Origin of the sequence: Actinoplanes sp. NPDC051494 (genome assembly GCF_044454705.1) — a bacterium.
In the GTDB taxonomy this organism is placed as follows: domain Bacteria; phylum Actinomycetota; class Actinomycetes; order Mycobacteriales; family Micromonosporaceae; genus Actinoplanes.
This window is the reverse complement of sequence record NZ_JBITDZ010000004.1, coordinates 81,000-105,936: the sequence shown is the minus strand read 5'-3', so window position 1 is coordinate 105,936 and position 24,937 is coordinate 81,000. Positions and strand designations below refer to the sequence as shown.

At 70.9% G+C, this 24,937-nt stretch carries 25 protein-coding genes and 1 pseudogene; 14 read left to right on the top strand and 12 right to left on the bottom strand.

All coding sequences use genetic code 11. The features are described 5' to 3' along the window. Positions 1-374: 374 nt before the first annotated feature. Positions 375-968, bottom strand: a complete 594-nt coding sequence (locus ACIA6A_RS17240) for a M23 family metallopeptidase (protein WP_396098649.1) — start codon at positions 966-968, stop codon at positions 375-377. A gap of 4 nt (positions 969-972) precedes the next feature. Then, on the bottom strand, positions 973-1,794 hold the full coding sequence (locus tag ACIA6A_RS17235) for a hypothetical protein (RefSeq protein ID WP_396098648.1): 822 nt from the start codon (positions 1,792-1,794) through the stop codon (positions 973-975). A 239-nt stretch (positions 1,795-2,033) separates the two neighbouring features. On the opposite strand from ACIA6A_RS17235, the gene ACIA6A_RS17230 reads away from it, so the two are divergent. Both ACIA6A_RS17230 and ACIA6A_RS17225 read left to right on the top strand, forming a co-directional pair. Further along, positions 2,034-3,623 carry a sensor histidine kinase gene (locus ACIA6A_RS17230; protein WP_396098647.1) on the top strand — a complete coding sequence of 530 codons (1,590 nt, stop codon included), beginning with the start codon at positions 2,034-2,036 and terminating at the stop codon, positions 3,621-3,623. Next, a complete protein-coding gene (locus ACIA6A_RS17225; RefSeq protein WP_396099000.1) occupies positions 3,550-4,296 on the top strand; it encodes a response regulator in 747 nt (248 codons plus the stop codon). The genes ACIA6A_RS17230 and ACIA6A_RS17225 overlap by 74 nt, the downstream gene beginning before the upstream one ends. Before the next feature lie 2 nt (positions 4,297-4,298). Here ACIA6A_RS17225 and ACIA6A_RS17220 read toward each other — a convergent pair whose 3' ends face one another. The 3 genes from ACIA6A_RS17220 to ACIA6A_RS17210 all read right to left on the bottom strand — a co-directional run bounded on the left by ACIA6A_RS17220 (position 4,299) and on the right by ACIA6A_RS17210 (position 6,514). Then, positions 4,299-4,907, bottom strand: coding sequence for a GPP34 family phosphoprotein (locus ACIA6A_RS17220; protein ID WP_396098646.1), 609 nt, complete (start codon positions 4,905-4,907; stop codon positions 4,299-4,301). After that, positions 4,904-5,332 (bottom strand): RDD family protein, encoded by a 429-nt coding sequence (locus ACIA6A_RS17215; protein ID WP_396098645.1) that lies wholly within the window; start codon positions 5,330-5,332, stop codon positions 4,904-4,906. Before ACIA6A_RS17215 ends, ACIA6A_RS17220 begins: the two co-directional genes overlap by 4 nt. Before the next feature lie 213 nt (positions 5,333-5,545). Further along, on the bottom strand, positions 5,546-6,514 hold the full coding sequence (locus tag ACIA6A_RS17210) for a LacI family DNA-binding transcriptional regulator (RefSeq protein WP_396098644.1): 969 nt from the start codon (positions 6,512-6,514) through the stop codon (positions 5,546-5,548). A gap of 245 nt (positions 6,515-6,759) precedes the next feature. Here ACIA6A_RS17210 and ACIA6A_RS17205 point away from each other — a divergent pair, with 245 nt between their 5' ends. From ACIA6A_RS17205 to ACIA6A_RS17190, 4 genes are read left to right on the top strand one after another with little or no spacing between them, the layout of a single operon-like run. After that, complete coding sequence (locus ACIA6A_RS17205) at positions 6,760-8,049, top strand: ABC transporter substrate-binding protein (RefSeq protein WP_396098643.1); 1,290 nt, start codon at positions 6,760-6,762, stop codon at positions 8,047-8,049. Then, entirely contained in the window at positions 8,046-8,879 is an 834-nt protein-coding gene (locus ACIA6A_RS17200) for a carbohydrate ABC transporter permease (protein ID WP_396098642.1), read from the top strand. Before ACIA6A_RS17205 ends, ACIA6A_RS17200 begins: the two co-directional genes overlap by 4 nt. Next, complete coding sequence (locus tag ACIA6A_RS17195; RefSeq protein ID WP_396098641.1) at positions 8,879-9,685, top strand: carbohydrate ABC transporter permease; 807 nt, start codon at positions 8,879-8,881, stop codon at positions 9,683-9,685. Before ACIA6A_RS17200 ends, ACIA6A_RS17195 begins: the two co-directional genes overlap by 1 nt. An 8-nt stretch (positions 9,686-9,693) precedes the next feature. Next, positions 9,694-11,592, top strand: a complete 1,899-nt coding sequence (locus tag ACIA6A_RS17190; RefSeq protein ID WP_396098640.1) for a glycoside hydrolase family 127 protein — start codon at positions 9,694-9,696, stop codon at positions 11,590-11,592. 30 nt (positions 11,593-11,622) lie between these two features. On the opposite strand, the gene ACIA6A_RS17185 is transcribed toward ACIA6A_RS17190, so the two are convergent. Continuing rightward, positions 11,623-11,937, bottom strand: a complete 315-nt coding sequence (locus ACIA6A_RS17185; protein ID WP_396098639.1) for a hypothetical protein — start codon at positions 11,935-11,937, stop codon at positions 11,623-11,625. 298 nt (positions 11,938-12,235) lie between these two features. Here ACIA6A_RS17185 and ACIA6A_RS17180 point away from each other — a divergent pair, with 298 nt between their 5' ends. Next, the gene (locus ACIA6A_RS17180; protein ID WP_396098638.1) at positions 12,236-12,619 is read left to right on the top strand and encodes a winged helix-turn-helix transcriptional regulator; all 384 of its coding nucleotides are present in this window, start codon (positions 12,236-12,238) and stop codon (positions 12,617-12,619) included. On the opposite strand, the gene ACIA6A_RS17175 is transcribed toward ACIA6A_RS17180, so the two are convergent. Further along, positions 12,616-13,023: a RidA family protein gene (locus tag ACIA6A_RS17175; RefSeq protein WP_396098637.1), complete on the bottom strand. Its 408-nt coding sequence runs from the start codon at positions 13,021-13,023 to the stop codon at positions 12,616-12,618. The genes ACIA6A_RS17180 and ACIA6A_RS17175 overlap by 4 nt on opposite strands. Before the next feature lie 215 nt (positions 13,024-13,238). On the opposite strand from ACIA6A_RS17175, the gene ACIA6A_RS17170 reads away from it, so the two are divergent. Then, positions 13,239-14,285: a M15 family metallopeptidase gene (locus ACIA6A_RS17170; protein ID WP_396098636.1), complete on the top strand. Its 1,047-nt coding sequence runs from the start codon at positions 13,239-13,241 to the stop codon at positions 14,283-14,285. On the opposite strand, the pseudogene ACIA6A_RS17165 reads toward ACIA6A_RS17170, so the two are convergent. Beyond that, positions 14,272-14,799, bottom strand: a pseudogene (locus ACIA6A_RS17165) (beta-L-arabinofuranosidase domain-containing protein). The gene ACIA6A_RS17170 and the pseudogene ACIA6A_RS17165 overlap by 14 nt on opposite strands. Before the next feature lie 115 nt (positions 14,800-14,914). After that, complete coding sequence (locus tag ACIA6A_RS17160; RefSeq protein WP_396098635.1) at positions 14,915-16,360, bottom strand: ATP-binding protein; 1,446 nt, start codon at positions 16,358-16,360, stop codon at positions 14,915-14,917. A 55-nt stretch (positions 16,361-16,415) separates the two neighbouring features. Here ACIA6A_RS17160 and ACIA6A_RS17155 point away from each other — a divergent pair, with 55 nt between their 5' ends. The 3 genes from ACIA6A_RS17155 to ACIA6A_RS17145 are packed head-to-tail and all read left to right on the top strand — an operon-like array spanning position 16,416 to position 18,574. Beyond that, positions 16,416-16,637, top strand: coding sequence for a hypothetical protein (locus ACIA6A_RS17155; RefSeq protein WP_396098634.1), 222 nt, complete (start codon positions 16,416-16,418; stop codon positions 16,635-16,637). 10 nt (positions 16,638-16,647) lie between these two features. Further along, complete coding sequence (locus ACIA6A_RS17150; RefSeq protein WP_396098633.1) at positions 16,648-17,697, top strand: SDR family oxidoreductase; 1,050 nt, start codon at positions 16,648-16,650, stop codon at positions 17,695-17,697. 22 nt (positions 17,698-17,719) lie between these two features. Further along, positions 17,720-18,574 (top strand): hypothetical protein, encoded by an 855-nt coding sequence (locus ACIA6A_RS17145; protein WP_396098632.1) that lies wholly within the window; start codon positions 17,720-17,722, stop codon positions 18,572-18,574. On the opposite strand, the gene ACIA6A_RS17140 is transcribed toward ACIA6A_RS17145, so the two are convergent. Then, positions 18,571-18,963: a nuclear transport factor 2 family protein gene (locus tag ACIA6A_RS17140; protein WP_396098631.1), complete on the bottom strand. Its 393-nt coding sequence runs from the start codon at positions 18,961-18,963 to the stop codon at positions 18,571-18,573. The two genes, ACIA6A_RS17145 and ACIA6A_RS17140, sit on opposite strands and share 4 nt — an antisense overlap. A gap of 50 nt (positions 18,964-19,013) precedes the next feature. Here ACIA6A_RS17140 and ACIA6A_RS17135 point away from each other — a divergent pair, with 50 nt between their 5' ends. Then, positions 19,014-20,120 (top strand): hypothetical protein, encoded by a 1,107-nt coding sequence (locus ACIA6A_RS17135; RefSeq protein WP_396098630.1) that lies wholly within the window; start codon positions 19,014-19,016, stop codon positions 20,118-20,120. After that, positions 20,114-20,365, top strand: a complete 252-nt coding sequence (locus ACIA6A_RS17130; RefSeq protein WP_396098629.1) for a PAAR domain-containing protein — start codon at positions 20,114-20,116, stop codon at positions 20,363-20,365. The genes ACIA6A_RS17135 and ACIA6A_RS17130 overlap by 7 nt, the downstream gene beginning before the upstream one ends. 1 nt (position 20,366) lies before the next feature. Here ACIA6A_RS17130 and ACIA6A_RS17125 read toward each other — a convergent pair whose 3' ends face one another. Beyond that, positions 20,367-21,236, bottom strand: a complete 870-nt coding sequence (locus tag ACIA6A_RS17125) for a hypothetical protein (protein ID WP_396098628.1) — start codon at positions 21,234-21,236, stop codon at positions 20,367-20,369. 210 nt (positions 21,237-21,446) lie between these two features. On the opposite strand from ACIA6A_RS17125, the gene ACIA6A_RS17120 reads away from it, so the two are divergent. Next, positions 21,447-23,951 (top strand): ATP-dependent Clp protease ATP-binding subunit, encoded by a 2,505-nt coding sequence (locus tag ACIA6A_RS17120; RefSeq protein WP_396098999.1) that lies wholly within the window; start codon positions 21,447-21,449, stop codon positions 23,949-23,951. 38 nt (positions 23,952-23,989) lie between these two features. Here ACIA6A_RS17120 and ACIA6A_RS17115 read toward each other — a convergent pair whose 3' ends face one another. Then, the gene (locus ACIA6A_RS17115) at positions 23,990-24,913 is read right to left on the bottom strand and encodes a DMT family transporter (RefSeq protein WP_396098627.1); all 924 of its coding nucleotides are present in this window, start codon (positions 24,911-24,913) and stop codon (positions 23,990-23,992) included. Positions 24,914-24,937 lie beyond the last annotated feature (24 nt).

Genomic DNA, 24,937 nt, shown 5'->3' with positions numbered 1-24,937 from the left:
CTCGACGCCTACAACGGCGGCAGCGAGGTCTGGCTCGTGGTCTCCGGCACCCCGGCGGCGGTCCCGCACCGTGCCTTCCTGGACGGCTACCCCAGGGCGAGGCGAAGCCGGTCACGTCAAGCCCGCCGCCACCGGGAACGGCCACCGGCACAGCAACGGCGGCGGGTGGGTCGCCAATCGCGAACGTCGCCGCCACCGCGTACGTCGGCCCGAAAGCGGCCGTCCACGCCAGGACGGTCACCGGCAACGCCCGCATCGAGGGGCTCGGCTGGGTCAACGGCGGCACGGTCGGCGGCAACGCGGTGGTCAAGGACAACGCGCTGATCCAGGGTGGCGCGGGCCGTCCGGCCTCGACGCGGTCCGGGCGGCCTGACTCAGCAGTTCGCGCTCACCCGCTTGACCGAGTACTCCTTGTCGTCGCGGGTGATGCCGGACGGCACGCCGTCGAAGTGGCTCTCCACCTTGTCGCCGCCCCGCACCTGCTCGTAATGCAGGTGCGGGGCGCTGGAGTCGCCGGTGCTGCCGACCCGGCCGAGCCGCTGCCCCCGCTCCACGCGCTGGCCCTGCTCGACCTCGGGCGCCTCGAGCAGGTGCAGGTACAACGTCTCCCAGCGGCCGCCGTGATCGATCTTCACCCAGTACCCGCCGCCGCGCCCGGGCCGCCCCTTCGGGTTGTCCGGGGTGCGACTGCCCAGTCGCCCGCTGACCCCGGCCTCGACCACGGTCCCGGCGAACGAGGCGAGCACCGGCTGACCCCAGGGCTCACCCTCGGTGGGGTACAGGTCGATGTCGTAGTCGTCGTGGCCGGGATAGGTGTTGAGCTGCCAGGTCTGTCCGCAGGCCACGGGCAGCTGGAACGCCGGCCGTGGCCCGGGCGGCCGCAGGACCGGGTCGAGGAACACCGCCGCCGTGCCGAGGACCACCAGCCCCGCGGCGACGATCGCGAGGGGTTTCCAGCGGAAGGTCACATGGTCAGTATCCGTAGCGGCTCTTGAGGTGGCGCCACCAGTCCCGGAACATCCAGGCGTCGAACGCGGTGATCGAGGTGGCGGTGCCGGCCTGCATGAGGAAACCGCCGACGCCGGTGGGGGTCCAGTCGTAGAAGTCGTCCAGGCCCCAGGTGTGGCCCATCTCGTGCAGCAGGATGTGGATGTTGTCGGTGTTCAGGTTGGCCATGTAGTACTCGCGGCCGATCCGCTGCCCCCAGTCGCCACCCGCGCCGCCACCGAAGCCGTCGGTCAGCCACAGCGACTGGTCGTAGTGGCGGGCGACGCCGCCGGGGCAGTTCGGGTACTGCCCGTTCTGGTTGAAGAAGCGCCCGCACGGCGGTGCGCACTGCGGGGCGTTCTCGTTGATGTTGTTCACGGTGATGTCGACCGAGGTGTCGGTCCACTGCAGCTGCGACCGGTTCCGCACCGCCCACCCGACGACCTTGACCGGCACGTTCGCGTACGGCCAGCCGTTGTGCCCGGACAGTTCGTCCATCCACTTCTGGTACTGCCGGGCCACGGTCGCGTGGATCTGATCACGCTGGGCGGTGGTCACGGTGGCCGTCGAGTCCCACCGTACGCAGTAGTTGAGGTATCCGCCGTTGGCCATGATCTGGTCCCAGCCGTAGTTGCGGAACCCGTACAGATTGCCGTTGTTGTAGGTCTGCTCCTGGTGTTGCCAGACCTGGCCGAGCGGGGTGACCAGGTTGGCCGGTGGACTCCACGTGGCGGGCGCGGCGTTGGCGGCCCCCGCCCCCGCGAGGACCAGCACCAGGGCGAGCAGGACGGTTCGCAGTAGACGCACGTCTCCTCCATGGATCGACATCCTTGGATGTCTGAGCGTGCGCGCCGAAAAGGGTTTCGGCAACCCGGCGAAGCCGGTCCGTGACGACTGCGACTCACGGGCGGGCACTGAGGAATCGCCGCGAACCCGAACCGGAATCCGAACCCGGCCCCGGTGCCAGTCGGACGACATCCTCCGCCTGACGCTTTCCCTCCCGACCCGGATCGGGCGCGGGAGTGAGCGCGTGGCAATCTGGTGCCGTGACGATCCGAGCCGCCCGTGAGCGCTGGTGGGCGGCGGTCCGGGGCGCCGGGCCGGCCCGGCTCACGTACGAGATCGGCCTTGCGCTGTTGCTCGGTGTGATCTCCGCGGTGTCGGCCGCCGGTGCCGGGGCGGCGCCCGCCCTGCTCGCGGTCGTGGTTGCCGTCACCGCGCTCGTGCTGGTCCCGTTGCGGCTGGTGTATCCGGCGGGCGCCTTCGCGGCCGCCACGCTCGCCGGCACGGTGACCGGCGGGCAGAACAGCATTGTCCTGATGGTGCTGGGCATCGCCGCCGGTTACCGGATGACCCGCCTCTGGCGCACCGCGGCGGCGTTCACGGTGGGCCTGCTCTGCGTCGGCGTCATGCTGTTGTACGAAGGCGTGTTCGACCTCGGTTCCATAGTGTTCCTGGTCGCCGACTACCTGGTCTTCGCGGTGCTGCCGGGGCTGGTGGCCCTGATCGTCGGGCGCCGCCGCCGGTTGGTGACCGCGATGCACACCCGGAACGTGCAGCTCCACGACCAGCAGGCCGAGGTGGCCCGCCGGGCCCGGGAGCGGGAACGGACCCGGATCGCCCGGGACCTGCACGACTCGCTGGGGCATCAGCTGACGTTGATCTCGCTGTACAGCGGCACCCTGGCCACCGCCGACGAGGCGCAGCGGCGCTCGACCGTCGAACTGCTGCGGGCGACGTCCGCCGCCGCGATGGGCGAGATGCGGCAGATCCTCGGCATCCTGCACGAGGAGGACGGCGGGCAGCGCAGTGTCGCCCAGCCGTTGAGCAGCCTGGACGACCTGATCACCAGCGCCCGTTCGACCGGCGCCGAGGTGGTTCTGCACCGCGACGGCGACTCCCGGCCGCTCGCACCGATGGCCGAGCATGCCGCCTACCGGGTGATCCAGGAAGGCGTGACCAACGCCCTGCGGCACGCCCGGGGCGGGGCGGTCCAGGTGAGTCTGCGGTACGAACCGGACGCGCTGATCGCCGAGGTGGTCAACGAACCCGGGCGGCGGCACGACGGACCGACCTCCGGCCAGGGGCTGATCGGGCTCGGCGAACGGATCCGCCTGGCCGGTGGCGTGCTCTACCACGGCCGTACGCCGGACGGCCGGTTCCGGATCGCGGCGATGCTCCCGTACGACGGCCAGACCTCCGACGGCCAGAACCCCGACGGCCAGCCACCGGCGGTGGCAGCGGCCGGGGACTACTCCCAGCAGATGTACCGGTCCGTGCAACGGTCCCGGATCGGGCTCATCGCCGCGGGCGTCGGCGTCGCCGCCGTGGCCGGGCTGTGCGGCGGCGTGCTGATCCTCGGCGAGACGGTGCTCACCGTCGACCGGGACACCTACGACGCGGCCACCGTCGGTCAGCGCGAGGACGAGGCACGCGACAGCCTGCCGGACCCGGATGCGGCGACCGTGGGTGCCGTCGGCGGCGGCCCCGCCCCGGCGGGCGCCACCTGTGTCGACTATCCGGGGTCGTTCGTCGAGCAGTTGAGGGATCCGCATCCCGGCGATCTGCACTACCGGTTCTGCTTCGCCCGCGGGGTGCTGGCGGCCAAGCAGATCTTCTACGAGCCCGAGGCCTAAGGTGGGTGCCGTGACCGAACCGATCCGGGTGCTGATCGCCGACGACGACCGGCTCGTCCGTGGCGGTATCGGGCTCATCCTGACACCGTTGTCCGATGTGGAGGTCATCGCCGAGGCGTCGAACGGCCGTGAGGCGGTCGAGGCGGCTGTCCGGCACCGCCCGGAGGTGGCTCTGCTGGACATCCGGATGCCGGTGATGGACGGGCTCGCCGCGCTGCGGGAGATCCGCCGGTCCGCACCGGCGACGGCGGTGCTCATGCTGACGACGTTCGGCGAGGCCGACTACGTGTCCGAGGCCCTCGCCGAGGGGGCCGCCGGTTTCCTGCTCAAGGACTCGGCGGTCGACGAACTCGCCCGGGCGATCCGGGCGGCCGCCGCCGGTGAGGCGTTCCTGACGCCGGCGGTCACCCGGCAGGTCCTGGACCGGCTGCCGCACGCCGTGCCGCCGCGCGCGAACGCGGCCGCCGAGCGCCTGGCCACGCTCAGCGAACGGGAACGTGAGGTCCTGTTGCTGCTGGCCCAGGGACTGTCGAACGCCGCCATCAGCGCGCAGCTCTGGATCACCGAGGCGACCGTGAAGACGTACGTGAGCCGGCTCTTCACCAAACTGGGCTGCGACAACCGGGTGCAGGCCGCCCTGCTGGTCCACCAGGCCGGCCTGCATCACAGCTGACGTCAGTAGTACGGGGCGCCACCGTTGAAGCGCAGAGCGGTGGCGGGGACCGGGGCGGCCTGTCGTACTGCCAGGGCGATCGGGTCCTTGGCCGCCTGCCGCCCGAGTCGTAGCCGGGTGGCGACCCCGGCCCGGCCCAGCACGGCCCGGCCCAGTACGGCCCCGCTGAGCTCCGTCGCCCACAGCAGCGCGCCGAGGTCGGAGACCACACCATCATGCTGGACGGCGCTGCGTGCGTCATCACGGTGGCCGTCCGATGTCACCGCGACGACATGTCCCGCGGGGTCGAGGCGGCAGTGGCCGTGCGCGGCGAGCGCCGCCATGACCGACTGTCTGACGTCAGCACCGCAGGCCGGAAGAACCTGGTGCGGTGGGCGTGGCGTCCCGTCGGACAGCTGGTGCAGGAGCCGGTCGAGCAGCGGATCGCCGGTGGCGGACGGGCTCCGGACGGCGACGAGGCCGTCACCGGTCACCTCGATACGGCCGAGTCGGCGCAGTTCCATCAGGGCGGCGGCGGCCAGGCCGAACTCGAGGACGAAGCGCGGGAGGCGGGGCCGGCCCGAGGGACGGTGCGCGAGCAGGAAGAGCGTCTCCCGCAGGGCCATGGTCATGCCCGGCTCGGCGCGGGCTCCGCGACCGGCAGATCCTTGACCACGACGGTCCGGCTGACCTTGTCGCCGATCGTCTGGCGCTTCGCGGTGACCAGCGGCAGCAGGTACCCCAGGCAGAGCAGCGCACCGTCGAGCAGATGCGCCACATCGCGCAGGACCGCCCGGCCCACCCCGATCGGCCGCCCGGTACGGTCGTCGACCAGCCGGACACCGAGCACCTTGCGGCCCCAGCTCTGACCCGTCCGGCCGGCCAGATACCAGCGGTCGTAGGCGAACAGAGCGAGCGAGGCCACCCCCACAACCATGGCGACGACCCGCGGGGCGCCCGGAGTGTCGAGGAACTCGGCGGCCACGAAGAACGGAACGACAACGAGCCCGTCGATGGTGTTGGTGGCGACCCGGGTGAGCCAAGATGCGTAGTTCATCGCTGTTCCTTCAGTAGCAGGCGGGACGTCCCGGTGCGGACGTCCGATCGGCTCCGGCCGACTGCGTCAAGATTCGCAGCGCGGGCCACCCCCGCGCGTCGTCAGGAAGTGGTGTCCTGGCTGCCGCCGTGTCATCCGATCGGCCGACACCGGTCTGCCACGAAACCGGATCGGCTGATCTGAAAAGACTCCCACCCGAACCGGGTATCCGAGCTAGACCGACTCCCGGGTGACCAGCCGGCAGGAGACGGTCTCGACCCCGGACCCGAGGGTCCCGTCGATGGCGGCGAAGAGGCGCTGCGCCGCCAACCGCCCGAGCTGCTCCAGATTCATGTCGATGGTCGACAGCGGCGGCCGTGCGTTCGCCGCGAGGATGTTCCAGTTGTCGAAACCGATCACCGCGACCTGTGACGGCACCTCGAGATCCGACTGGTGCAGCACGTCGAGCACTCCCCGGGCGATCTCGTCCGAGCCGGCGAAGATCGCGTCGATGTCCGGGGAGCGTTGCAGCAGCATCCGGGTCGCTCCTCGGCCCCAGGCCTCGGACCAGGATCCGAACCAGACCTGGTCGCCCGCGAGGGCGAGGCCTTCGTCCGCCAGCCGCGCGAGGGCCCCGGATGCCCGGTCCTGGGCCGCGCCGTACGTGGCGTCGCCGGTGATGTGGGCGATGCGTCGCCGGCCGTGGCGGATGAGGTGGTCGACCGCGAGCCGGCCGCCGCCGATGTTGTCGGTGACCAGGGACAGGTCGGCCGGGTCGTCGGAGGGGGAGTAGGCGTAGATCACCGGCACCGGGAGGTCGCGGCCGAGGGAGGGGCGGGCGTCGGGGCGGGCGCCGACCACGATGAGGCCGTCGACGCGGCGGGAGAGCAGGGCTCGCAGGTGGTGTTTCTCGCGGACGTTGTCGCCCCGGGCGTCGCAGAGGAAGACCGAGGTCTGGTCGGAACCGAACGCGTCCTCCGCTCCCATGAGGATGGGGATGGAGAAGCGGCCCTCCAGGTCGGACGTGAGCAGCCCGACCGTGCCGCTGCGCTGGGTGATGAGGCCCTGGGCGAGCGTGTTGGGGGAGAACGACAGGTGTTCGGCGGCCTGGACGACCCGGGCGCGGGTCTCGGCGCGTACCTGGGGCTGGCCGTTGAGGGCTTTGGACGCGGTCGCGATGGAGACGCCGGCGAGCTTGGCCACGTCGCGCAGGGTGACCGTGCGGGAGGGGCGCCCTTGTGGACCGTCCGATGCGGAGGGTGACCCCGTCGAAACTATTGACAACGAATTTCCTCCGGATTACGTTTCTGAAAACCTTTTCGGTCGCGGCCAGGCACGCCAGCCGCGCCGCTATTCAAGCTGTCTGCCTGCGATAACTCTGAATCTTCCCGGCTCCCAGGGTAGCTGAACGGCACCAGGACCGAAACTCACCGAAAACGGAGATTCTCATGCGGAACCTCAGAGTGACAGCCGTCGCGGTGGCGTTGATGACCGCGCTCGCCGCCTGTGGTGGGTACGGCGGCAAGGGGTCGGCCGCGGCTCCCGCGGGTGCCGGGGCGGACGGGGTGGACGACGGGTCCGAGCTGACACTGTGGACCCGGGCGCCGTTGGAGCTGCAGGCCAAGGAGCTGGTGGAGGCGTACAACGCCGGCCACAAGAACCAGGTGAAGCTGACCATCGTCCCGAACGACGACTACGTCTCGAAGGTCGGTGCGGCGGCCGGCAGCGGGCAGCTTCCCGACCTGTTCGCGGCGGACATCGTCTACGTGCCGAACTGGACGAGGTCGGGGCTGTTCGCGGACCTGACCGACAGTATCGCCCTGCTCCCGTACGCGGACACGATCAACCAGGGCCACGTCGGCGCCGGCACGTACGAGGGCAAGAAGTATGTCCTGCCGTTCGTCCTGGATCTGTCGGTCATGTTCTACAACAAGGACCTCTATCGCGAGGCCGGACTCGACCCGGAGAAGGGGCCGACGACGCTGGACGAGTTCAAGGCCCAGGCCCTCGCGGTGCAGAAGCTGAACAAGCCGGGCGTCAACGGCACCTATTTCGGCGGCAACTGCGGCGGCTGCGGCGTCTTCACGTGGTTCCCGATGGTGTGGGCGAGCGGCGCCGACGTCATGGACGCCGAGGGCAGGAGCTCGCTGCTCAACAGCGCCGAGGCCAAGAAGGTGTACGCCACCTGGCGCGAACTGCAGGACGCCGGCGCGATCGCCCCGGGTGCCCGCGACGAGACCGGCGCCACCTGGGTCGCCGCGTTCCAGGAGGGCAAGATCGGCGTGATGCCGTACCCGGCGACGTTGCTGCCGACCGCGGCGAAGACGGTGGACGTGGGTGTCACCGGCATCCCGGGCGCGACCGGGGGGACGTCGACGTTCGTCGGCGGCGACGGCATCGGCATCTCGAAGGACTCCAGGAAGACCCAGCAGGCGTGGAACTACCTGTCGTGGCTGATGTCGGAGAAGGCACAGGTCGACGTGCTCGCCAAGGGGAACAGCACGGTCGCGCGCACCGATCTGGCGGACAACCCGTACACCGCCAAGGATCCCCGGGTCGCGACCATCAGCGCGGTCGCCGGGTCGGCACGGAGCAGGACGCCGGTGTCGGCCAACTTCCAGCAGGCGTTCAACGCTCCCGGCAGCCCGTGGGTCACCCTGTTCCGCAACCAGGTGTACGGCGACGTGTCCGCGCTGGAGAAGGACAACGAGGCCGTGACCCGGGTGCTCGGGCAGTGAACAAGAGGTTCACCGGCTGGGCGTACGCGGCCCCCACCGCGGCGTTCGTCGCGATCTTCTTCGTCGTCCCGATCGTCATCGTGACCCGGATGTCGCTGTCCGACTGGAGTCTGTTCACCGGGAACCGGGGCTGGAACGCCCCGGAGAACTACACCACCGCGCTCGACGACCGGCTGCTGTGGCCGGCGGTGTGGTTCACCCTGACGTACACCGTCGTCACCACCGTGATCCTGCTGGCCCTCGCGCTGGGGCTGGCGCTGCTGGTGCAGGAGTCGAGCCGCTGGACCGGCCTGCTGCGGACCTCGTTCCTGATCCCGTCCGCCCTCGGCCTGGCCTCCGCCTCGCTGCTGTTCTACGCGCTGTACTCCCCGCAGAGCGGGCCCTTCGACGCCACGTTCCTGGGTACGCCCGCGAAAGCCCTGTGGTCCACGGTGGCCCTGATCGTGTGGCGCTACGCCGGTTTCTACATGATCCTGCTGCTCGTCGGGTTGCAGGCGATCTCCGGTGACGTGTACGAGGCGGCCCGGCTCGACGGCGCGAACCGGTGGCAGACGTTCCGCTCGATCACCCTGCCACTGCTGCGGTCGTCGCTGGCGCTGTGCACGATCCTCTGCGTCACCGGCTCGCTGCTGGCGTTCGACCAGTTCTACATCCTCACCAAGGGCGGGCCGGACAACAGCACCGTCACCATCGTCCAGCTCGTCTACAACATGGCGTTCCAGGGGCGCAACGACCTCGGTGGGGCCGCCGCCCTGTCGATCATCCTGCTGGCCGCGTTGCTGGTCATCAACCTCGTACAGTTCCGCGGCCTGCGCGGCAGGGAGAGCTGATGCTGCGTACGTCGAACCGGGTCCTCACCGGAGGTCTCGCCCTGTTGTTCCTGTTCCCGTTGCTCTGGGCGGCGGTGGCGTCGGTCAGCCCGCAGGCCGGCACCGCGCAGACGTCCGGGTGGGGCCTTGGCAACTATCGGACGCTGGCGAACTACCAGGCCGGCATCGGTCAGTACCTGCTCAACTCGACCGCGGTGTCGCTGATGACGGTGGCTTTCACGCTCGGGGTGTCGCTGCTCGGCGGGTACGCGTTCGCGACGTTCGCGTTCCCCGGCCGTGACCTGCTGTTCCTGGTCACCCTGGCGATCCTCATGGTCCCGTACGCGACCCTGCTGATCCCGCTGTACGTCCTGCTCAACGACCTCGGCCTGCAGAACTCCCTGGTCGGGCTGGCACTGGTGCTCACCATGTTCCAGCTCCCGTTCGCCGTCTTCATGATGCGGATCTCGTTCGAGTCGGTGCCCAGGGAACTGCGGGAGTCGGCTCTGGTGGACGGCTGCGGCAATCTCGGGGCGCTGCTGCGGGTGCTGTTGCCGGCCGTCAAGCCGGGGCTGGTGACCGTGGGCCTGTTCGCGTTCCTGGCCGCGTGGAACGACTTCATCACGCCGCTGGTGCTGATCAACGACTCCGACAAGGCGCCCCTGCCGCTGGCCGTGGCGAACATGCGCCAGCAGGTCATGGGGATCGTCGACTACGGCGCGACGGAGGCCGGGGTGGTCGCGCTCGCGCTGCCCTGCATCGTGCTGTTCCTCGCTCTCCAGCGGCACTACGTCCGCGGGTTCATGTCCGGCGCACTCAAGGGTTGAGAACACACGTGAGCATCAATGACTGGATTGAGCGCGGCGGCACCCCCGCCGCCCCCGGCTCGGGCCGGCTGCGCCCGCTCGGCCTGCGCGAGGTGACGCTGCGCCCCGGCTTCTGGCAGCAGCGGCAGGAGACCAACCGGTCCGCCTCGCTGGCGCACATCGAACACTGGCTGGAGAAGTCCGGCTGGCTCGGCAACTTCGACGCCGCGGTGGCCGGCCGGCTGCCCGGTGACCGCCGGGGCCGGGAGTTCGCCGACACCGAGGTCTACAAGCTGCTCGAGGCGATGGCCTGGGAGTTCGGCCGGACCCGGGATCCCGTGCTGGACCGGCGGTACCGCGCGCTGGTGAGCCGGGTGGCCGCCGCGCAGGAGGCCGACGGTTACCTGAACACGAACTTCGGCCGGCCCGGCCAGGCCCCGCGCTACAGCGACCTGGAGTGGGGGCACGAGCTGTACTCGTTCGGCCACCTCGTGCAGGCCGGGGTGGCGCGGGCCCGCACCTGCGGCGACGACGAGCTGGTCCGGGTCGCGGTGCGGGCCGCGGACCACGTCTGCGCGGTGTTCGGACCGGACGGGATCGCGTCGGTGTGCGGGCACCCGGAGATCGAGCCCGCGCTCGTGGAGCTGTTCCGGGTGACCGGCGAACGGCGCTACCTCGACCAGGCGAAGCTGTTCGTGCAGCGGCGGGGTCACCAGGTGCTCGCCGACATCGAGTTCGGCCGCTCCTACTTCCAGGACGACATCCCGGTACGCGACGCGGACGTGCTGCGCGGGCACGCCGTCCGGGCCACGTACCTCGCGTCCGGGGCGGTGGACCTGGCCGTGGAGACCGGTGACACGGAGCTGCTCGCCGCGGTCACCGGGCAGTGGCGGGCCACGGTGGCCCGGCGTACGTACCTGACCGGGGGGATGGGCTCGCGGCACCAGGACGAGGCGTTCGGGGAGGATTTCGCGCTGCCGCCGGACCGCGCGTACTCGGAGACCTGTGCGGCGATCGGGTCGGTGATGCTGAGCTGGCGGCTGCTGCTGGCGCACGGCGACGCGGAGTACGCCGACCTCATCGAGCGCACGCTGTTCAACGTGATCGCCACGGCCCCCGCCGACGACGGCAAGGGCTTCTTCTACACCAACACGCTGCACCAGCGGGTCCCCGGCAGCGAACCGGAGCCGGACGTCCTGGTGCCACGCGCCGCGTCGAGCCTGCGGGCGCCGTGGTTCGCGGTGTCGTGCTGCCCGACGAACCTGGCCCGGACGTTCGCGAGCCTCGCCGCGTACGTGGCCACCAGCGACGACGACGGTCTGCAGCTGCACCAGTACACCGCCGCCGGGCTGGGCACCACGCTGCCGGACGGGCGCCGGATCGGCCTCGAGGTCGAGACGGTGTACCCGCGGGACGGCCGGATCGCGGTACGGGTCACCGAGAGCCCGGACACCGCGTGGCCGCTGAGCCTGCGTGTCCCGCCCTGGGCCGCCGGGGCGACGCTCGACGGCCGGCCGGTGACCCCCGGCTGGGCGCGACTGCACCGCGTGTTCGCGGTGGGCGACGTGGTCGTGCTGGAGCTGCCGGTCCAGCCCCGGCTCACCGTGCCGGACCCCCGGATCGACGCGGTCCGCGGGTGCGTGGCCGTCGAGCGCGGCCCGGTCGTGCTCTGCGCCGAGTCGGTCGACCTGCCCGCCGGGGTCTCGCTCGACGCGCTGTTCCTGCCGGGCGGCACCGCGCTGAAGGACGACGACGGCACGGTCGTCGTCACCGGCCGGCCGGTCGGCCCGCCGGACGCGGGCTGGCCCTACGGCGCGGCGGCCGGTGCGCCCGGCCCGGACGTGGACATCCCGTTGAAGCCCTACCACCGCTGGGGACGGCGTGGTCCGTCGACCATGCGCGTGTGGCTCCCCGTCACCGACTCATGATCTCCCGAAACCAGGCCGAGCTGGCGCCGGTCAGACCGTGAAGCCGGCGACCAGGGTCTGCAGCTCGCCGCTGGTCCGGGCCAGGTCCTCGGCGGACCGCTGTGCCTCCCGCACCACCGTCGTGGTCTCGCTGACGGCGTCGGAGACACCGGAGATGGTCATCGCGATGTTGTCGCTGCGCTGCGCCGCCTCGGCCACGTTGCGGCCCATCTCGCCGGTGGTCGCGGTCTGTTCCTCGACTGCGGCCGCGATCAGTGTCTGGTAGTCGCTGATCCGGTTGACGACGTGCCCGATCTCGGCGATCGCGGTGACCGCGTCGCCGGTGTCGGTCTGGATGGTCAGCACCAGCCGGGCGATGTCGTCGTTCGGCGGGCAGGGGAGCGGTCGCCGTGCAGAGCACCCCGGCGACCAGGAACCACCACGGCACGCGGTCGGTCCAGGGCAGCCGCCGGATGCCGATCAGCATGGCCACGGCGCACGACCAGCCGATCGGGACCTGGAAGGCGATCTCCCACCAGGCGAGCGCGGCATCGGTACGTAGACGACGACGGCCGTGACGACCGCCGCCGCGTACAGTCCGCGTCCCGTCATGCACTGATCACACCGCATTCGCGCCGGGGAGATGCGGCTATCCTCCAGTTCCATGGGAACCAGACACGAGATCAGCCTGTTGCCGCCGGAGGCCGACCTGGCGCGGGCCGACTCGCTGGCCCGGGAGATCTTCTCGGACGTGGCGAACAAGTGGGCGTTCCTGATCATCGAGTTCCTCGGGCAGCGCACCATGCGCTTCACCGAGCTGCGCCGTGAGGTCGGCGGCATCAGCCACAAGATGCTGACCCAGAACCTGCGGATGCTGGAGCGCAACGGCCTGGTCGAACGCACCGTGCACCCCAGCATCCCGCCCCGCGTCGAGTACACCCTCACCGAGGCCGGCCAGGGCCTGCGCGGGGTGGTCGACGGCATGTGCGGCTGGACCCAGCGCTACCTGGGTCACATCGAGCAGTCCCGCCGCACGTTCGGCGACTAGTCCAGGACGGCGGTGGCCTCGACCTCGACCAGGTGCTCGGGCACGTCGAGCGCCACGATGCCGAACAGCGAGGCCGGGGCCAGCGGGGTGCTGCCCAGCGTGGCCGCGGCCCGGCCGATCCCGTCCAGGAGCTCCGGCATCCGCTCGGGCCGCCAGTCGACGACGTGCACGGTCAGCTTCACCACGTCCTCGAAGCCGGCGCCGGCGGCGGCGAGCGCGGTGGCCACGTTGAGGTAACACCGCTCGACCTGGGCGGCGAGGTCGCCCACGCCGACCGTGGTGCCGTCCGCGTCCCAGGCGACCTGCCCGGCGACGTGGATCAGCTTCGAGCCGGTGGCCACCGACACCTGCCGGTAGACGCCGACCTGCGGGAGTCCGCTCGGGTCGATGAGGGTGACGGCCATGGTTGGTGCCTCCTCATTCGATCACTTTCGGTAACTGGGTAACCGTAAGAGATCGTGGTTGAGCTGGGAAGAAGGCACTTTTTCGACACTCAGGAACTTTTCGGTAACCGCTGCAACCGGGCCGCTACGGCATGGGGCCGGGGCTGCACCGCGGGGTCGGCAGAGTCGTCCGGACAACCTTCCTGACCGTTCTGTGGCCGAGGAGCGCTTGCCAGATGACGACACGATCCACTCTCACCGCCGCCATCGTCGCGGGAATCACCGCGATCCTGCCGTTCACCGGCACCCCCGCCCCCGCGTCGGCGGCCGTCCCGGCGGTCGCCCAGCGCTGGGCCACGCTGATGCACCGCAGCCTCACCCCGAGCCCGGAGTACCTCGCGCTGCGCAGGACGCTCGCCGCGCAGCGGGCCACCCTCGCCACCCGGGCCGGGCAGGTCACCGCCGGGCGGGTCGCGCACGAGGTCGCGCAGACCGAGCTGACCTCGGCGGTGGCCGCCGACGCCACCGCGCGTACCCGGTCCGCACTGGCCGTGGAGGCCCTGACCAGCGCCCGGAACAACCTGACCGTGGTCTCGCAGCAGCGCCCGCGCAGCGGCGCCGCGGTGGCCGTGGCGAAGAAGGCCGTCACCGACGCGGCCGCGACGGTGACCACCCGCCGGGCCGAGGCGCGTACGGCCGCCGCGACCCTGAGGACCACGCAGGCCACCGCGCTCACCGCGACCACCGACCTGGACAACATGATCACCGTGTGGCAGACCGCCGCCACCGCGGTCCGGACGAACCAGCAGAAGCTCATCGCCCTGGACGACTCGGCCGAACTCGCCGCTCAGGCCGCCGCGATCAGCCGGGACGTGGTCACCGGGGTCCGGCCCACGTTCACCGTCGCCGACGCCACCACCGTGTACGGCATCACCGTGCACCGCAGCATCGCGTTCGCGTTCCAGCGGATGCTCGACGCCGCCAAGGCCGACGGGGTGCCGCTGTCCGGTGGCGGTTTCCGCACGAGGGAGCGTCAGATCGAGCTCCGCAAGATCAACGGTTGCCCGGACATCTGGACCGCCCCGGCGTCGTCCTGCCGGGTGCCGACGGCGATCCCCGGCAAGTCCCTGCACGAGATCGGCATGGCCATCGACGTCACGTCCGGCGGCCGGAGCCTCACCGCGGGCAGCGCCGGCTTCACGTGGCTGGCCGCGCACGCCGACGAGTACGGCTTCGTGAACCTGCCCTCCGAGCCCTGGCACTGGTCCATCACCGGCGGCTGACCGCCACCGGGAGGGTGGCCATGGCCGCCACCGGATCGGTTCTGCTCCCGGCATCGGGCGCGGTCGTGGCGGAAAAAACGGGTGTGGGGGCGGAACGGGCCGCACCGATGACTGTGAAGACGGCGGCGTGGTCGAAGCGCTGAGCGACGGTGAGCCACCGGGCGTCACCGGTCCGCAGGTGCAGGTCGGCCAGCACCTCGTTCATGCCACCGAATTCGGTGGCCAGCATCGCCTGCATCTGCGCGGTGCCCAGCCGCGCGATGCGGGTGTCGACCTACCCGGCGAGCTTGAGCAGGACGTCGCGCGCCGCCGTGGACGCGATGAGCCGCGACACGTCGAGCAACCCGGCCATCGTCTTGTGGACGCAGTAGTAGGGAACGTTGCCGTTGCTCAGGGTGCGCGCATCGAGAGCGTCGAAGTCGGCCTCCGGAAAACCGGAGAGGTAGCCGTTCGCCGCCGGGCAGCTCGGCGTCCGGTTCTGATTGTCCCGCCGGCGCCCGGCGGTCAGCCGCACCTGCCCGAGCGCGAACGGACGCACCGCGCCCCCGGGCGTTGCTTACGCCGGGATTGTTCCCAGGGCGGGCGCTACCAGGGCCCCGAGCCCGGCCGCCTGGAGCAATTCCAGACATTTAAGAAGATGATTGCCATGCCGCCACGATGTCGTCGGGACCCCAGACCACGTCCACCGCATCGGCCGGTAGATCCGTGCCGGAGCGGGTGACGGCGATCAGCCCGGTGTGCGCGGGGTCGAAGCCGGGGATCTGCTGGGCACCTTCCCGGAGCTGGTGCAGATCGTGGTTGTCGAACGGGGTTCCCAGCCACTTCAGGGACCCGCAGAAGTGGATCCGCGACGCGACGGGTCCCCGGTCGGCGCCGACGAGGTCGATCTCCGGATCGAACTGCCGGTTCCACCAGCCACCGACGGTGTGAGCCTCGGGCCAGGGCAGCGCTCCGCCGATCGCGGCTTGCTCCAGCGACATGCGGACCAGCGGTTCGACGGCCCGGCCACGCCAGCTGGTCCACCGGTTCTGGAACAGGGCATAACCCGCGTCGGGCCGCCCCCTCCTGGTCAGGTTGTGCACGTCGCGCAGGATGGCGAGGTAGAGGCGCAGGTTGGTGTCGGCGACCCGGTACAACCCCGGTCTGCCGCTGGTCGTCGCGAGTGGCTGGTCGGTCGCCAGGACCTGCTTGTCGTCGGTGAGCTGCCGCAGCAGCGGGGACAGGGTGCCCGAGGTGACCGGTCCCTCGCGGCCGCCGGCGGTACCGGCGATGTTCGCGAAGGTGCGCGCGTCGCCGCCGACAGCTTCGAGGACGCGCCGGGCGACGTCCGGGTTGGGAAACTCCGAGGCCAGGGACTGCTCCGGCACGGTGAACAGCGCCGCCGCCGGGTCGGCGCACTCGTCGCGTAGGTAGTCGTCGGCGCTGGCCCCGGTGGGCCAGCGCAGGAGAACGCCGGGCAGGCCACCGGTGATCAGATGCGCGTCGATGGCGTCGGAGCCGGTCAGCCCGGTCGCGGTGGCTGTCTCGGCGAGGTTCAGCGGACCGAGGACCAGGCTGTCGGCGCGGCCGTAGAAGGGCCGGTCGTACGCGGTGAAGCGCTGCATCATGTGCAGGTCACTGCCAAGGAGCAGGAGCAGGATCGGCCGGTGGGAGAGCAATCGGTCCCAGACCACCTGCAGTTGTCCGTCGAAGGCGTCGTCCTGCTCACTCAGCCACGGCAGCTCGTCCAGCACGACGATGCACGGCCGGTCCGGCAGCGTGCCCGCGAGCACGCGCAGCATGTCTCCCCAGCCGCCCGTGGGTGGCGTCGTGGGCAGCAGGCCTGGGTCGTTCGGCAGGTCCGATTCGGTCAGGGCGGAGAGGAATTGACCAGTTGATTCAGTGACTGACGCACCCTTGACGGCGGTGAAATACAGGTAGGGCAGGCCGGAGCGATTGCAGAGTTCCTGGACGAGGCGTGATTTGCCGACCTGACGTCGGCCGCGGATCGCAACGGCGAGGCCGGTCGCGGTCCGTGTGACGTGATTGATTCGTTTCGTCAGGAGGGACAACTCGGTGCGCCGTCCAACGAACATAGGTCCCCCGATCAGGTAGATGCCATCTACGTAGATGGCATCTACCTTAACGGAGATGCTCGATGACGTCTTCCGGGTTGCGGCGGGGGAGGGGTCGTGGGCCGGCCTCGCCGATTACCAGCACAACGGCATCACCAGCACCCCGCTGTCGAATCCCTGGACGATCTCCGGCAACGCGAGCGTCGCGGCCAGCGCCGGGTGCGCCGCCCAGTGCTTCCGGGGCGACGACCATCGGACCGACACCGTCGGGGCAATAGCGGAGGTGTGGAGCAACTAAGATTGTCGATGTGAATGATGACCTTGTCCTGGTGACCGGCGGATCCGGGTTCATCGCGGCGCACTGCGTGCTGCGGCTGCTCGAGAAGGGATACCGGGTCCGCGCCACCGTGCGCTCGCCGCAGCGCGAGGCCGGGGTGCGCTCGATGATCGAGGCGGGCGGTGTCACGCCGGGGGAGTCGCTGTCGTTCGCGGTCGCCGACCTGACCTCCGACGACGGGTGGGCGGCCGCGGCGGCGGGATGTGACCACGTGCTGCACGTGGCGTCGCCGTTCCCCGCGGCCATCCCGAAGGACGAGGACGAGATCATCGTGCCGGCCCGCGACGGCACGCTGCGGGTGCTGCGGGCCGCTCGCGACGCGGGGGTCCGGCGCACGGTGCTCACCTCGTCGTTCGCCGCCGTCGGCTACGGCCACCGGGACGGCGAGCGGGTGTTCACCGAACAGGACTGGACCGATCTGGACGGGACGCCGCTCATCCCGTACGTGCGATCGAAGGTCCTCGCGGAGCGTGCCGCCTGGGATTTTGTCAATGCCGAGGGCAACGGCATGGAGCTGGCCACGGTCAATCCGGTCGCGGTGTTCGGCCCGGCCCTCGGGCCGGACTATTCGCTCTACATCGATCTGATCAGGGACCTGCTCGACGGCAAGCTCCCCGTGCTGCCGCGGTTGCGGTTCAACGTCGTCGACGTACGGGACGTGGCCGACCTGCACGTGCGGGCCATGACCGATCCGGCCGCGGCCGGGGAGCGCTTCCTCGCCGTCGCCGGGGAGATGACGCTGCCGCAGATCGCCGGCGTGCTGCGCGAACGCCTCGGTGAGCAGGCCCGGCGGGTACCCACCCGGACCGTGCCGGACTGGCTGGTGCGGGTCGCGGCCCGGTTCAGCGGGCGGATCGCCCAGTCGGCGTCCAGCCTCGATGTCGTGCGGAAGGGCACCAGCGAGAAGGCCGGCCGGGTGCTCGGCTGGCAGCCCCGGCCGGTGGCCGACACCATCGCCGACACGGCGACCAGCCTGTCCGGTCTCGGGCTGCTGCGCGAACCGCTGGTCAGCGCCGGGTAGCCGTCATGAGAGGATCTGCGGCATGGAAAACCAGCAGGTAACCGGCGACATCGATGTGCGGGTCGCCCTCGCGCAGGACAGCGAGACCGCACCCGAGGTCCTCTACAAGCTGGCTTCCGACCCGTCGTCGCAGGTCCGGGCCGTGGTGGCGGCCCGCCCGGACGCCCCGGCGGAGGCGCTGCGGCCGCTCGCCCGCGACTACGACCGGGACGTGCGCGAGGCCGTCGCCCGTAACCCCTCCGCCTCGCAGGGCAACCTGCTGCGCCTCGTCGCCGACGCCGACCGGCGGGTGCGCTGGGCGGTCGCCGCGAACCCGGCCTGTGACGTCGCGGTCCGCGAGGTCATGGCCAAGGCCCACGACAAGGAACTGCGCGGCCTGCTCGCGGAGTCCCAGGCCCTCGAGCCGGACCTCGCCGCGGTGCTCATCAACGACGTGTCGCCCGAGGTCCGCGAGCGCCTGGCCAGCCACACCAACGACCCCGAGGTCATCGCGACGATGCTGAAGGACCGCACCGTCCGCGTCCGCAAGGGCCTGGCCATCAACACGCGTACGTCGCCGGAGCAGCGCCACGCGCTGGCCCGGGACTCGTCGCCGGACGTGCGCGCGGTGCTGGTCCGGGCGCTCGAACTCGCCGAGGACGACCTGAAAGCCCTGGTCACCGACCGCTCGGCGGAGGTCCGGCGTTCGCTGGCGTCGTCGTCGATCACGCCGGAGCACATCCGCAAGCAGCTCGAGAACGACGCGGACCCGGCGGTCGCGCAGGAGGCCCGCGGCTACCAGCCTTCGACGGCGGCCACCCGGACCACGCCCGCCGCCCCCCGGCCCGCCCACCGGCGGGCCGTCGGCAAGCGTTTCCCGGGCAAGGCCGCCCGCTAAGCGGCGGAGGCCTCCCGCTTGATCCGCTCGAACTGGGCGGCCATCGCCTCGGCCAGGGCCTGCGCGGCGGACAACGGGCGGACCATGACGGTCAGCTCGTCGATCAGGCCGTTCTCGTCGAGGTGCAGGAAGTCGCAGCCGTCGACCCGGACGTCGCCGACCCGGGTCTCGAACACGAGCGCGTGCTCCCGGCCGTTGTCACCGCTCAGCTCCCGCACGTAGCGGAAGTCCTCGAACACGCGCAGCACGCCGCTCAGGATCGCGGTGGTGATCGCCCGGCCCTCGTACGGCCGGAACGCCACCGGGCTCCGGAACACCACGGTGCCGGCCAGTGTCGCGGCGATGGCGTCGATGTCACGTGCTTCCACGGCTTCCCGGAAAGTGACCATGCGGCCCAGGCTAGCCGTCACGGCCCGGGGTGGCGACATACCATTTTGTCATGTTATTGGCTAAATGTGCCGTTGGTCTTCTTGGTACCGCGATCGGGCTGACCCCGGCCGTGGCGCCGGCGGCTCCGCGGCTCGCCGTCTCGTCCGTGGTCACCTACCTGGGCTATGCGCCCACCCGGGGCGGCACCGGCGAGCTGCGTGTCGTCAACGCCGGCGGTGCCACCGCACGCCACGTCACGGTGCGGCTCGCCATGCAGCTCGAACGTGGCATCTCCGGCACACTGGCCGGTGCCGACGTCACCTGTGAGCAGGTCCGGGCCGGCGCCGTCCGCGCGCTCGGTGACCTGCCCGCCCGGTCCTCGGTGACGCTGACGGTCACCTGGGAGGTCCACCCGAGGCCCGGCCCGGCCTGGTACGACGAAGCGGCCCGGGGCACCGTCACCGCGACGGCCGGCACCGCGACCCCGGCGACCGGCACCGTCGTGGCCTCCGGCACCACCGGCTCGTTCCCGATCGCAGGACCCGATGCCGTCGTGCGCCCGAGGTCGCCGAGGACACTCACCGTCGAGCCCGGCCGGACCGTCGACCTGCCGATCACGTTCCGCGCCGAGGGGCAGGCCCCGGCGGAAGGGGTCTACGTCCGCGTCGAGGTGGACGCGCTCCGCCTCGTCCGGCCCCGCGGCAGCAGGTGCGTGGGGGAGCGCGGCAGTCTGCTCTGCTACCTGCCGGTGCGGCTCATGCCGGGCCGGCAGGCGGACGCGTGGGGCCGGCACAACCCGTTCCGCGTCGCCGCCGGCCGGGGTGCGGCGCGGGTCCGGCCGTACGACATCGTGGTGAACGTGAGCCCGGGCAACGGCACCCACCGGCACGTCGGCCTCGGCCGTGACGGCCGCCTGCTGATCCGGCCCACGGTGCCGCTCACCACCTCGGTCAACGGCAACTATCACGACACCCAGGACGCGCTCATCCCGTTGACCGTGCCAGCCGGTGCTCCGCTGCCCATCACCGGCACCCCCGCGGCAGCCGTCGCCACCGCCGGGATCTCGTCCGCCGCGGCCGGCGCCACCCTGATCCTGGCAGGTCGTCGTCGCCGCCCACGCCGACCCCGATCCCGTTCGCCGCGACGCACCCCACCGGGTGCAGCCCCGACGTGCTGATCCAGGGCAAGCCGGCCGCCACGCTCGGCAGCGGCACCACGAACGTGCCACCGCACATCCCACCGGGCGGTCCGTTCCAGATCCCACCGACCAACCGGGGTACGGTGCCGGCCGGCAGCGCCACGGTCCTGATCAACGGCAAGCCCGCGGCCCGGACCGGGGACAAGGAGCTGACCTGCGCCGACCCGATCCCACTGCCCAACGGCACCATCGCCGCGGTCAGCACCGTGCAGATCGGCGGCTGAGTCAGGAGGGCGGGGCGCCGGCCGGTTCGGCGGTGGGCTCCGCGGTCAGATCGTCCACCGCGACGACATGGGTGGCCGGGTCGGTGTCGAGGCGGACCTCGTACCCCGTGGGTGGTCCGTCCGAGGTCCAGACCGCGCCGGTCACGGTGGCGTCGGCGCCCTCGAAGCGGACCCGGGCCCCCGGAGGTAGGCAGCCGTGGGTCTCGACGAGCAGGGCGTCGAGGATGTGCCGGGCACCGTCGAGCGAGTCACGCAGGCTCACCGAGCGCAACTCGCCGCCGAGGGCGATCGCCGCGTCCCGGGCGTGGCGGTCCGGTCCGGCCTCACCGGCGGCGAGCGCCGCCTCCACCCGGGTCCAGAACTGCCAGCGGTCCTCGTCGAATAGGAAGCGGGCGGCCCGGTCGGCGGCGGCGCAGGCGATGTCGACCGCGGCCTCCTCGCCGAGCTCGGCGGCCCAGGCGAGCTCCTCCGCGGCGGGCAGCAGCGCCGGCGACTCGTGGGTTACCACGGCATACAACATCGCCAGGACCGTACGGCGGTGCTCCCCGTCGTACATCGCGCCGGGCGGGAGGCGCAGGGGAGGGAAGCGGGCGGTCAGGTGGGTGGCGCGGCCCAGCGGTAGGTCGGCGGCCATCCGGGTGTCACCGACCCGGGTGTGGAACGGGCGGCGTTCGCGCTCAGCGAACATCCACGCGCGGTGGTCGCCGGTGCCGATCGGGAAGGCCGGCGGCAGATGCGCCGAGCGGGCCGTCGTCGGCGCCGTGAGCAGGCGGGAAGCGACGGAATAGGGCACGCCGAGCTTGGCTGCCAGCGCCCGGGTAGCCCGTTTGCGGGCCCGGTCGGGTACTGCTCGGCGTTCAGTTCCGGTCATGTGGTCCTCCCGTGCCCATCGTAGGCCGAGATCGCGTTGTAGGCTGCAGAGGCAGCCGCGCCTGCACGAGCGTACTGAGGCCTCCCACGCGGGTCTCGTGTTCACGCCAAGAGGCTCTGACTCAGCGCATCTCGCCATTTTCGTTGCCGCGCGCCCGTGCGCGTCTGCCTGGTGAGGTGCGTGGGACCTCGCTGTGAGGACGTGAGTGTCGTGTTCGAGCGGTTCACCGACCGGGCCCGCCGGGTTGTTGTCCTGGCCCAGGAAGAGGCCCGGATGCTCAACCACAACTACATCGGGACCGAACATGTCCTGCTCGGCCTGATCCATGAGGGTGAGGGTGTCGCGGCGAAGGCTCTGGAGAGCCTCGGCGTATCCCTCGAGGGGGTCCGGCAGCAAGTCGAGGAGATCATCGGCCAGGGTCAGCAGGCGCCGAGCGGGCACATCCCGTTCACGCCGCGGGCCAAGAAGGTGCTGGAGCTGTCGCTTCGCGAGGCTCTGCAGCTGGGCCACAACTACATCGGCACGGAACACATCCTGCTCGGCCTGATCCGCGAGGGTGAGGGCGTCGCCGCCCAGGTCCTGGTGAAGCTCGGTGCCGACCTCAACCGGGTGCGTCAGCAGGTCATCCAGCTGCTCTCGGGTTACCAGGGCAAGGAGCCGGCCGCGGCCGGTGCCGCCGCGGGCGAGGCCGCCCCGCCGACCTCTGCCGTGCTCGACCAGTTCGGGCAGAACCTCACCCAGTCGGCCCGCGACGGCAAGCTCGACCCGGTCATCGGCCGGGAGAAAGAGATCGAGCGGGTCATGCAGGTGCTGTCCCGCCGTACCAAGAACAACCCGATCCTGGTCGGGGAGCCCGGTGTCGGCAAGACGGCCGTCGTCGAGGGCCTCGCCCAGGCGATCGTCAAGGGCGACGTGCCCGAGACGCTCAAGGACAAGCAGCTCTACACGCTGGACATGGGGTCGCTGGTCGCCGGTTCCCGCTACCGCGGTGACTTCGAGGAGCGCCTCAAGAAGGTGCTCAAAGAGGTGCGCACGCGCGGCGACATCATCCTGTTCATCGACGAGATCCACACCCTGGTGGGTGCGGGTGCCGCCGAGGGTGCGATCGACGCCGCCTCGATCCTCAAGCCGATGCTGGCCCGCGGCGAGCTCCAGACGGTCGGTGCCACGACGCTGGACGAGTTCCGCAAGTTCTTCGAGAAGGACAAGGCGCTGGAGCGCCGCTTCCAGCCGATCCAGGTCGGTGAGCCGTCGCTGGCCCACTCGATCGAGATCCTCAAGGGTCTGCGCGGCGCCTATGAGGCCCACCACCGCGTGACGATCACGGACGCGGCCCTGGTGGCGGCGGCCACGCTGGCCGACCGCTACATCTCCGACCGCTATCTGCCGGACAAGGCGATCGACCTGATCGACGAGGCCGGCGCGCGGATGCGGATCCGCCGGATGACCGCACCGCCGGACCTGCGTGACTTCGACGAGCGCATCGCCCAGGTGCGTCGTGACAAGGAGTCCGCGATCGACGCGCAGGACTTCGAAGGTGCCGCGCAGCTGCGTGACAAGGAGAAGCAGCTGCTGGGTCAGAAGGCGCAGCGGGAGAAGGAGTGGAAGGCCGGCGACCTGGACGTCGTGTCCGAGGTCGATGACGAGCAGATCGCCGAGGTCCTGGGTAACTGGACCGGTATCCCGGTCTACAAGCTCACCGAGGAGGAGACGTCCCGCCTGTTGAACATGGAGGACGAGCTCCACAAGCGGGTCATCGGCCAGGAGGACGCCGTCCGGGCGGTGTCCAAGGCCATCCGCCGCACGAGGGCCGGGCTGAAGGACCCGAAGCGCCCGTCCGGTTCGTTCATCTTCGCCGGTCCCTCGGGTGTCGGTAAGACGGAGTTGTCGAAGGCGCTCGCGGAGTTCCTGTTCGGTTCCGAGGACGCTCTGATCCAGCTGGACATGTCGGAGTTCCACGACCGGTACACGGTGTCGCGTCTGGTCGGTGCGCCTCCCGGCTACGTCGGTTACGACGAGGGTGGCCAGCTGACCGAGAAGGTCCGTCGTAAGCCGTTCTCGGTGGTGCTGTTCGACGAGATCGAGAAGGCCCACCCGGATGTGTTCAACACGCTGCTGCAGATCCTGGAGGACGGTCGGCTGACCGACGGTCAGGGCCGCATCGTGGACTTCAAGAACACGGTGATCATCCTGACCACCAACCTGGGCACGCGGGATGTGGCCAAGGCGGTGTCGTTGGGCTTCCAGGCCTCGGAGGCCGAGGAGTCGAACTACGAGCGGATGAAGGTGAAGGTCAACGACGAGCTGAAGCAGCACTTCCGCCCGGAGTTCCTGAACCGTATCGACGACACCATCGTGTTCCACCAGCTGCGCCAGAACGAGATCCTCGAGATCGTGGACATCTTCACGGCCCGGATCAAGACCCAGTTGAAGAACAAGGACATGGGTCTGGAGCTGACCGACAACGCGAAGAAGTACCTAGCGAAGAAGGGCTTCGACCCGGTCCTGGGTGCCCGTCCGCTGCGTCGCACGATCCAGCGCGACCTGGAGGACACCCTCTCGGAGCGGATCCTCTTCAACGAGCTCCGCCCGGGACAGACCGTGGTCGTGGACTGCGAGGGCGACCCGGAGAACACCGAGAAGTCCAAGCTCGTGTTCAGCGGTGGCGAGCCGCTCGAGCCGGTGGCCGTCGCCGCCGAGGAGAGCACGGACTGACGTCCGGCCCGGCCGGTCCCGCGGGACCGGCCGGGCCGTCACGTACGGGCGCCGGCCGGCACTTCTGCGGTATGGCCCGCGTCGGCGGGCACCTTTTCAGCCGGTTCAGCCGGGGACTTCTGCGGTACGGTCCGGGTGGAGAGCCGGCAGCCGGCCGCCACCAGCGCGAAACCGGCCAGGGTGCTCAGGCCCAGGTGCTCGTCGAGCAGCAGGACACCGAGCAGCACCGCCACGACCGGGTTGAGATAGGTGACCAGGCCGGCCCGGTTCGCCCCGGCCAGGCCGATGAGCTGGTAGAAAGCCAGCAGCGCGACCGCCGTGCAGAACACGCCGAGCACCGCGAGCGCACCCCACGCGGGCAGTCCGACCGGCCCCGACGGCAGGGCGAACACCGCGAACGGGATCAGCACCACCGCGCTGATCGAGGTGGTCGCCCCGGTCAGCGCCTCGGCCGGGACGGCGGACAACCGGCGCTGCACCAGGATCGTCGCCACCGCGTAACTCAGCGTCGCGACCAGGACCATGGCCGCCCCGAGCAGGCCGCCGGACACGTCCACGCCGACCAGCACCGCCACCCCGGCGAACCCCAGCGCGAGACCGGCGACCGGGGCCCGGCCGAGCGGTTCGGTGCGGGCCATCAGCAGGGCGATGAGGGCCGGCTCGATGGCGATCAACAGGCCGGTGAGCGACGAGCTGATGTGCGTTTCACCGTACGTGATGAGCGTGAACGGGATCAGGATGTGCACCGCCGACAGGGCCAGCACCGGGCCGGTGTGCCCGCGCAGGGCGGCCAGGCTGCCCCGCCGGGCGGCGACCGGGATGAGCACGAGGGCCCCGATCGTGATCCGGCCGGCCACGACCACGATCGGGGACAGGTCCTCGATCGCGACCTTGATCAGGAAGTACGGGATGCCCCAGAGGACGGAGACCAGCAGGAAGAGAAGCCACGCGCGTCGGTTCACGCCTCTCAGCGTCGTCGCGTACCG

What these genes read in the sequence shown, in the direction of transcription:
- ACIA6A_RS17220 (WP_396098646.1), bottom strand. Translation starts at nt 4,907, where the DNA reads ATGACCATGGCCCTGCGGGAGACGCTCTTCCTGCTCGCGCACCGTCCC.
- ACIA6A_RS17215 (WP_396098645.1), bottom strand. Translation starts at nt 5,332, where the DNA reads ATGAACTACGCATCTTGGCTCACCCGGGTCGCCACCAACACCATCGAC.
- ACIA6A_RS17205 (WP_396098643.1), top strand. Translation starts at nt 6,760, where the DNA reads ATGCGGAACCTCAGAGTGACAGCCGTCGCGGTGGCGTTGATGACCGCG.
- ACIA6A_RS17195 (WP_396098641.1), top strand. Translation starts at nt 8,879, where the DNA reads ATGCTGCGTACGTCGAACCGGGTCCTCACCGGAGGTCTCGCCCTGTTG.
- ACIA6A_RS17180 (WP_396098638.1), top strand. Translation starts at nt 12,236, where the DNA reads ATGGGAACCAGACACGAGATCAGCCTGTTGCCGCCGGAGGCCGACCTG.
- ACIA6A_RS17175 (WP_396098637.1), bottom strand. Translation starts at nt 13,023, where the DNA reads ATGGCCGTCACCCTCATCGACCCGAGCGGACTCCCGCAGGTCGGCGTC.
- ACIA6A_RS17170 (WP_396098636.1), top strand. Translation starts at nt 13,239, where the DNA reads ATGACGACACGATCCACTCTCACCGCCGCCATCGTCGCGGGAATCACC.
- ACIA6A_RS17160 (WP_396098635.1), bottom strand. Translation starts at nt 16,360, where the DNA reads ATGTTCGTTGGACGGCGCACCGAGTTGTCCCTCCTGACGAAACGAATC.
- ACIA6A_RS17155 (WP_396098634.1), top strand. Translation starts at nt 16,416, where the DNA reads ATGCTCGATGACGTCTTCCGGGTTGCGGCGGGGGAGGGGTCGTGGGCC.
- ACIA6A_RS17145 (WP_396098632.1), top strand. Translation starts at nt 17,720, where the DNA reads ATGGAAAACCAGCAGGTAACCGGCGACATCGATGTGCGGGTCGCCCTC.
- ACIA6A_RS17140 (WP_396098631.1), bottom strand. Translation starts at nt 18,963, where the DNA reads ATGGTCACTTTCCGGGAAGCCGTGGAAGCACGTGACATCGACGCCATC.
- ACIA6A_RS17135 (WP_396098630.1), top strand. Translation starts at nt 19,014, where the DNA reads ATGTTATTGGCTAAATGTGCCGTTGGTCTTCTTGGTACCGCGATCGGG.
- ACIA6A_RS17125 (WP_396098628.1), bottom strand. Translation starts at nt 21,236, where the DNA reads ATGACCGGAACTGAACGCCGAGCAGTACCCGACCGGGCCCGCAAACGG.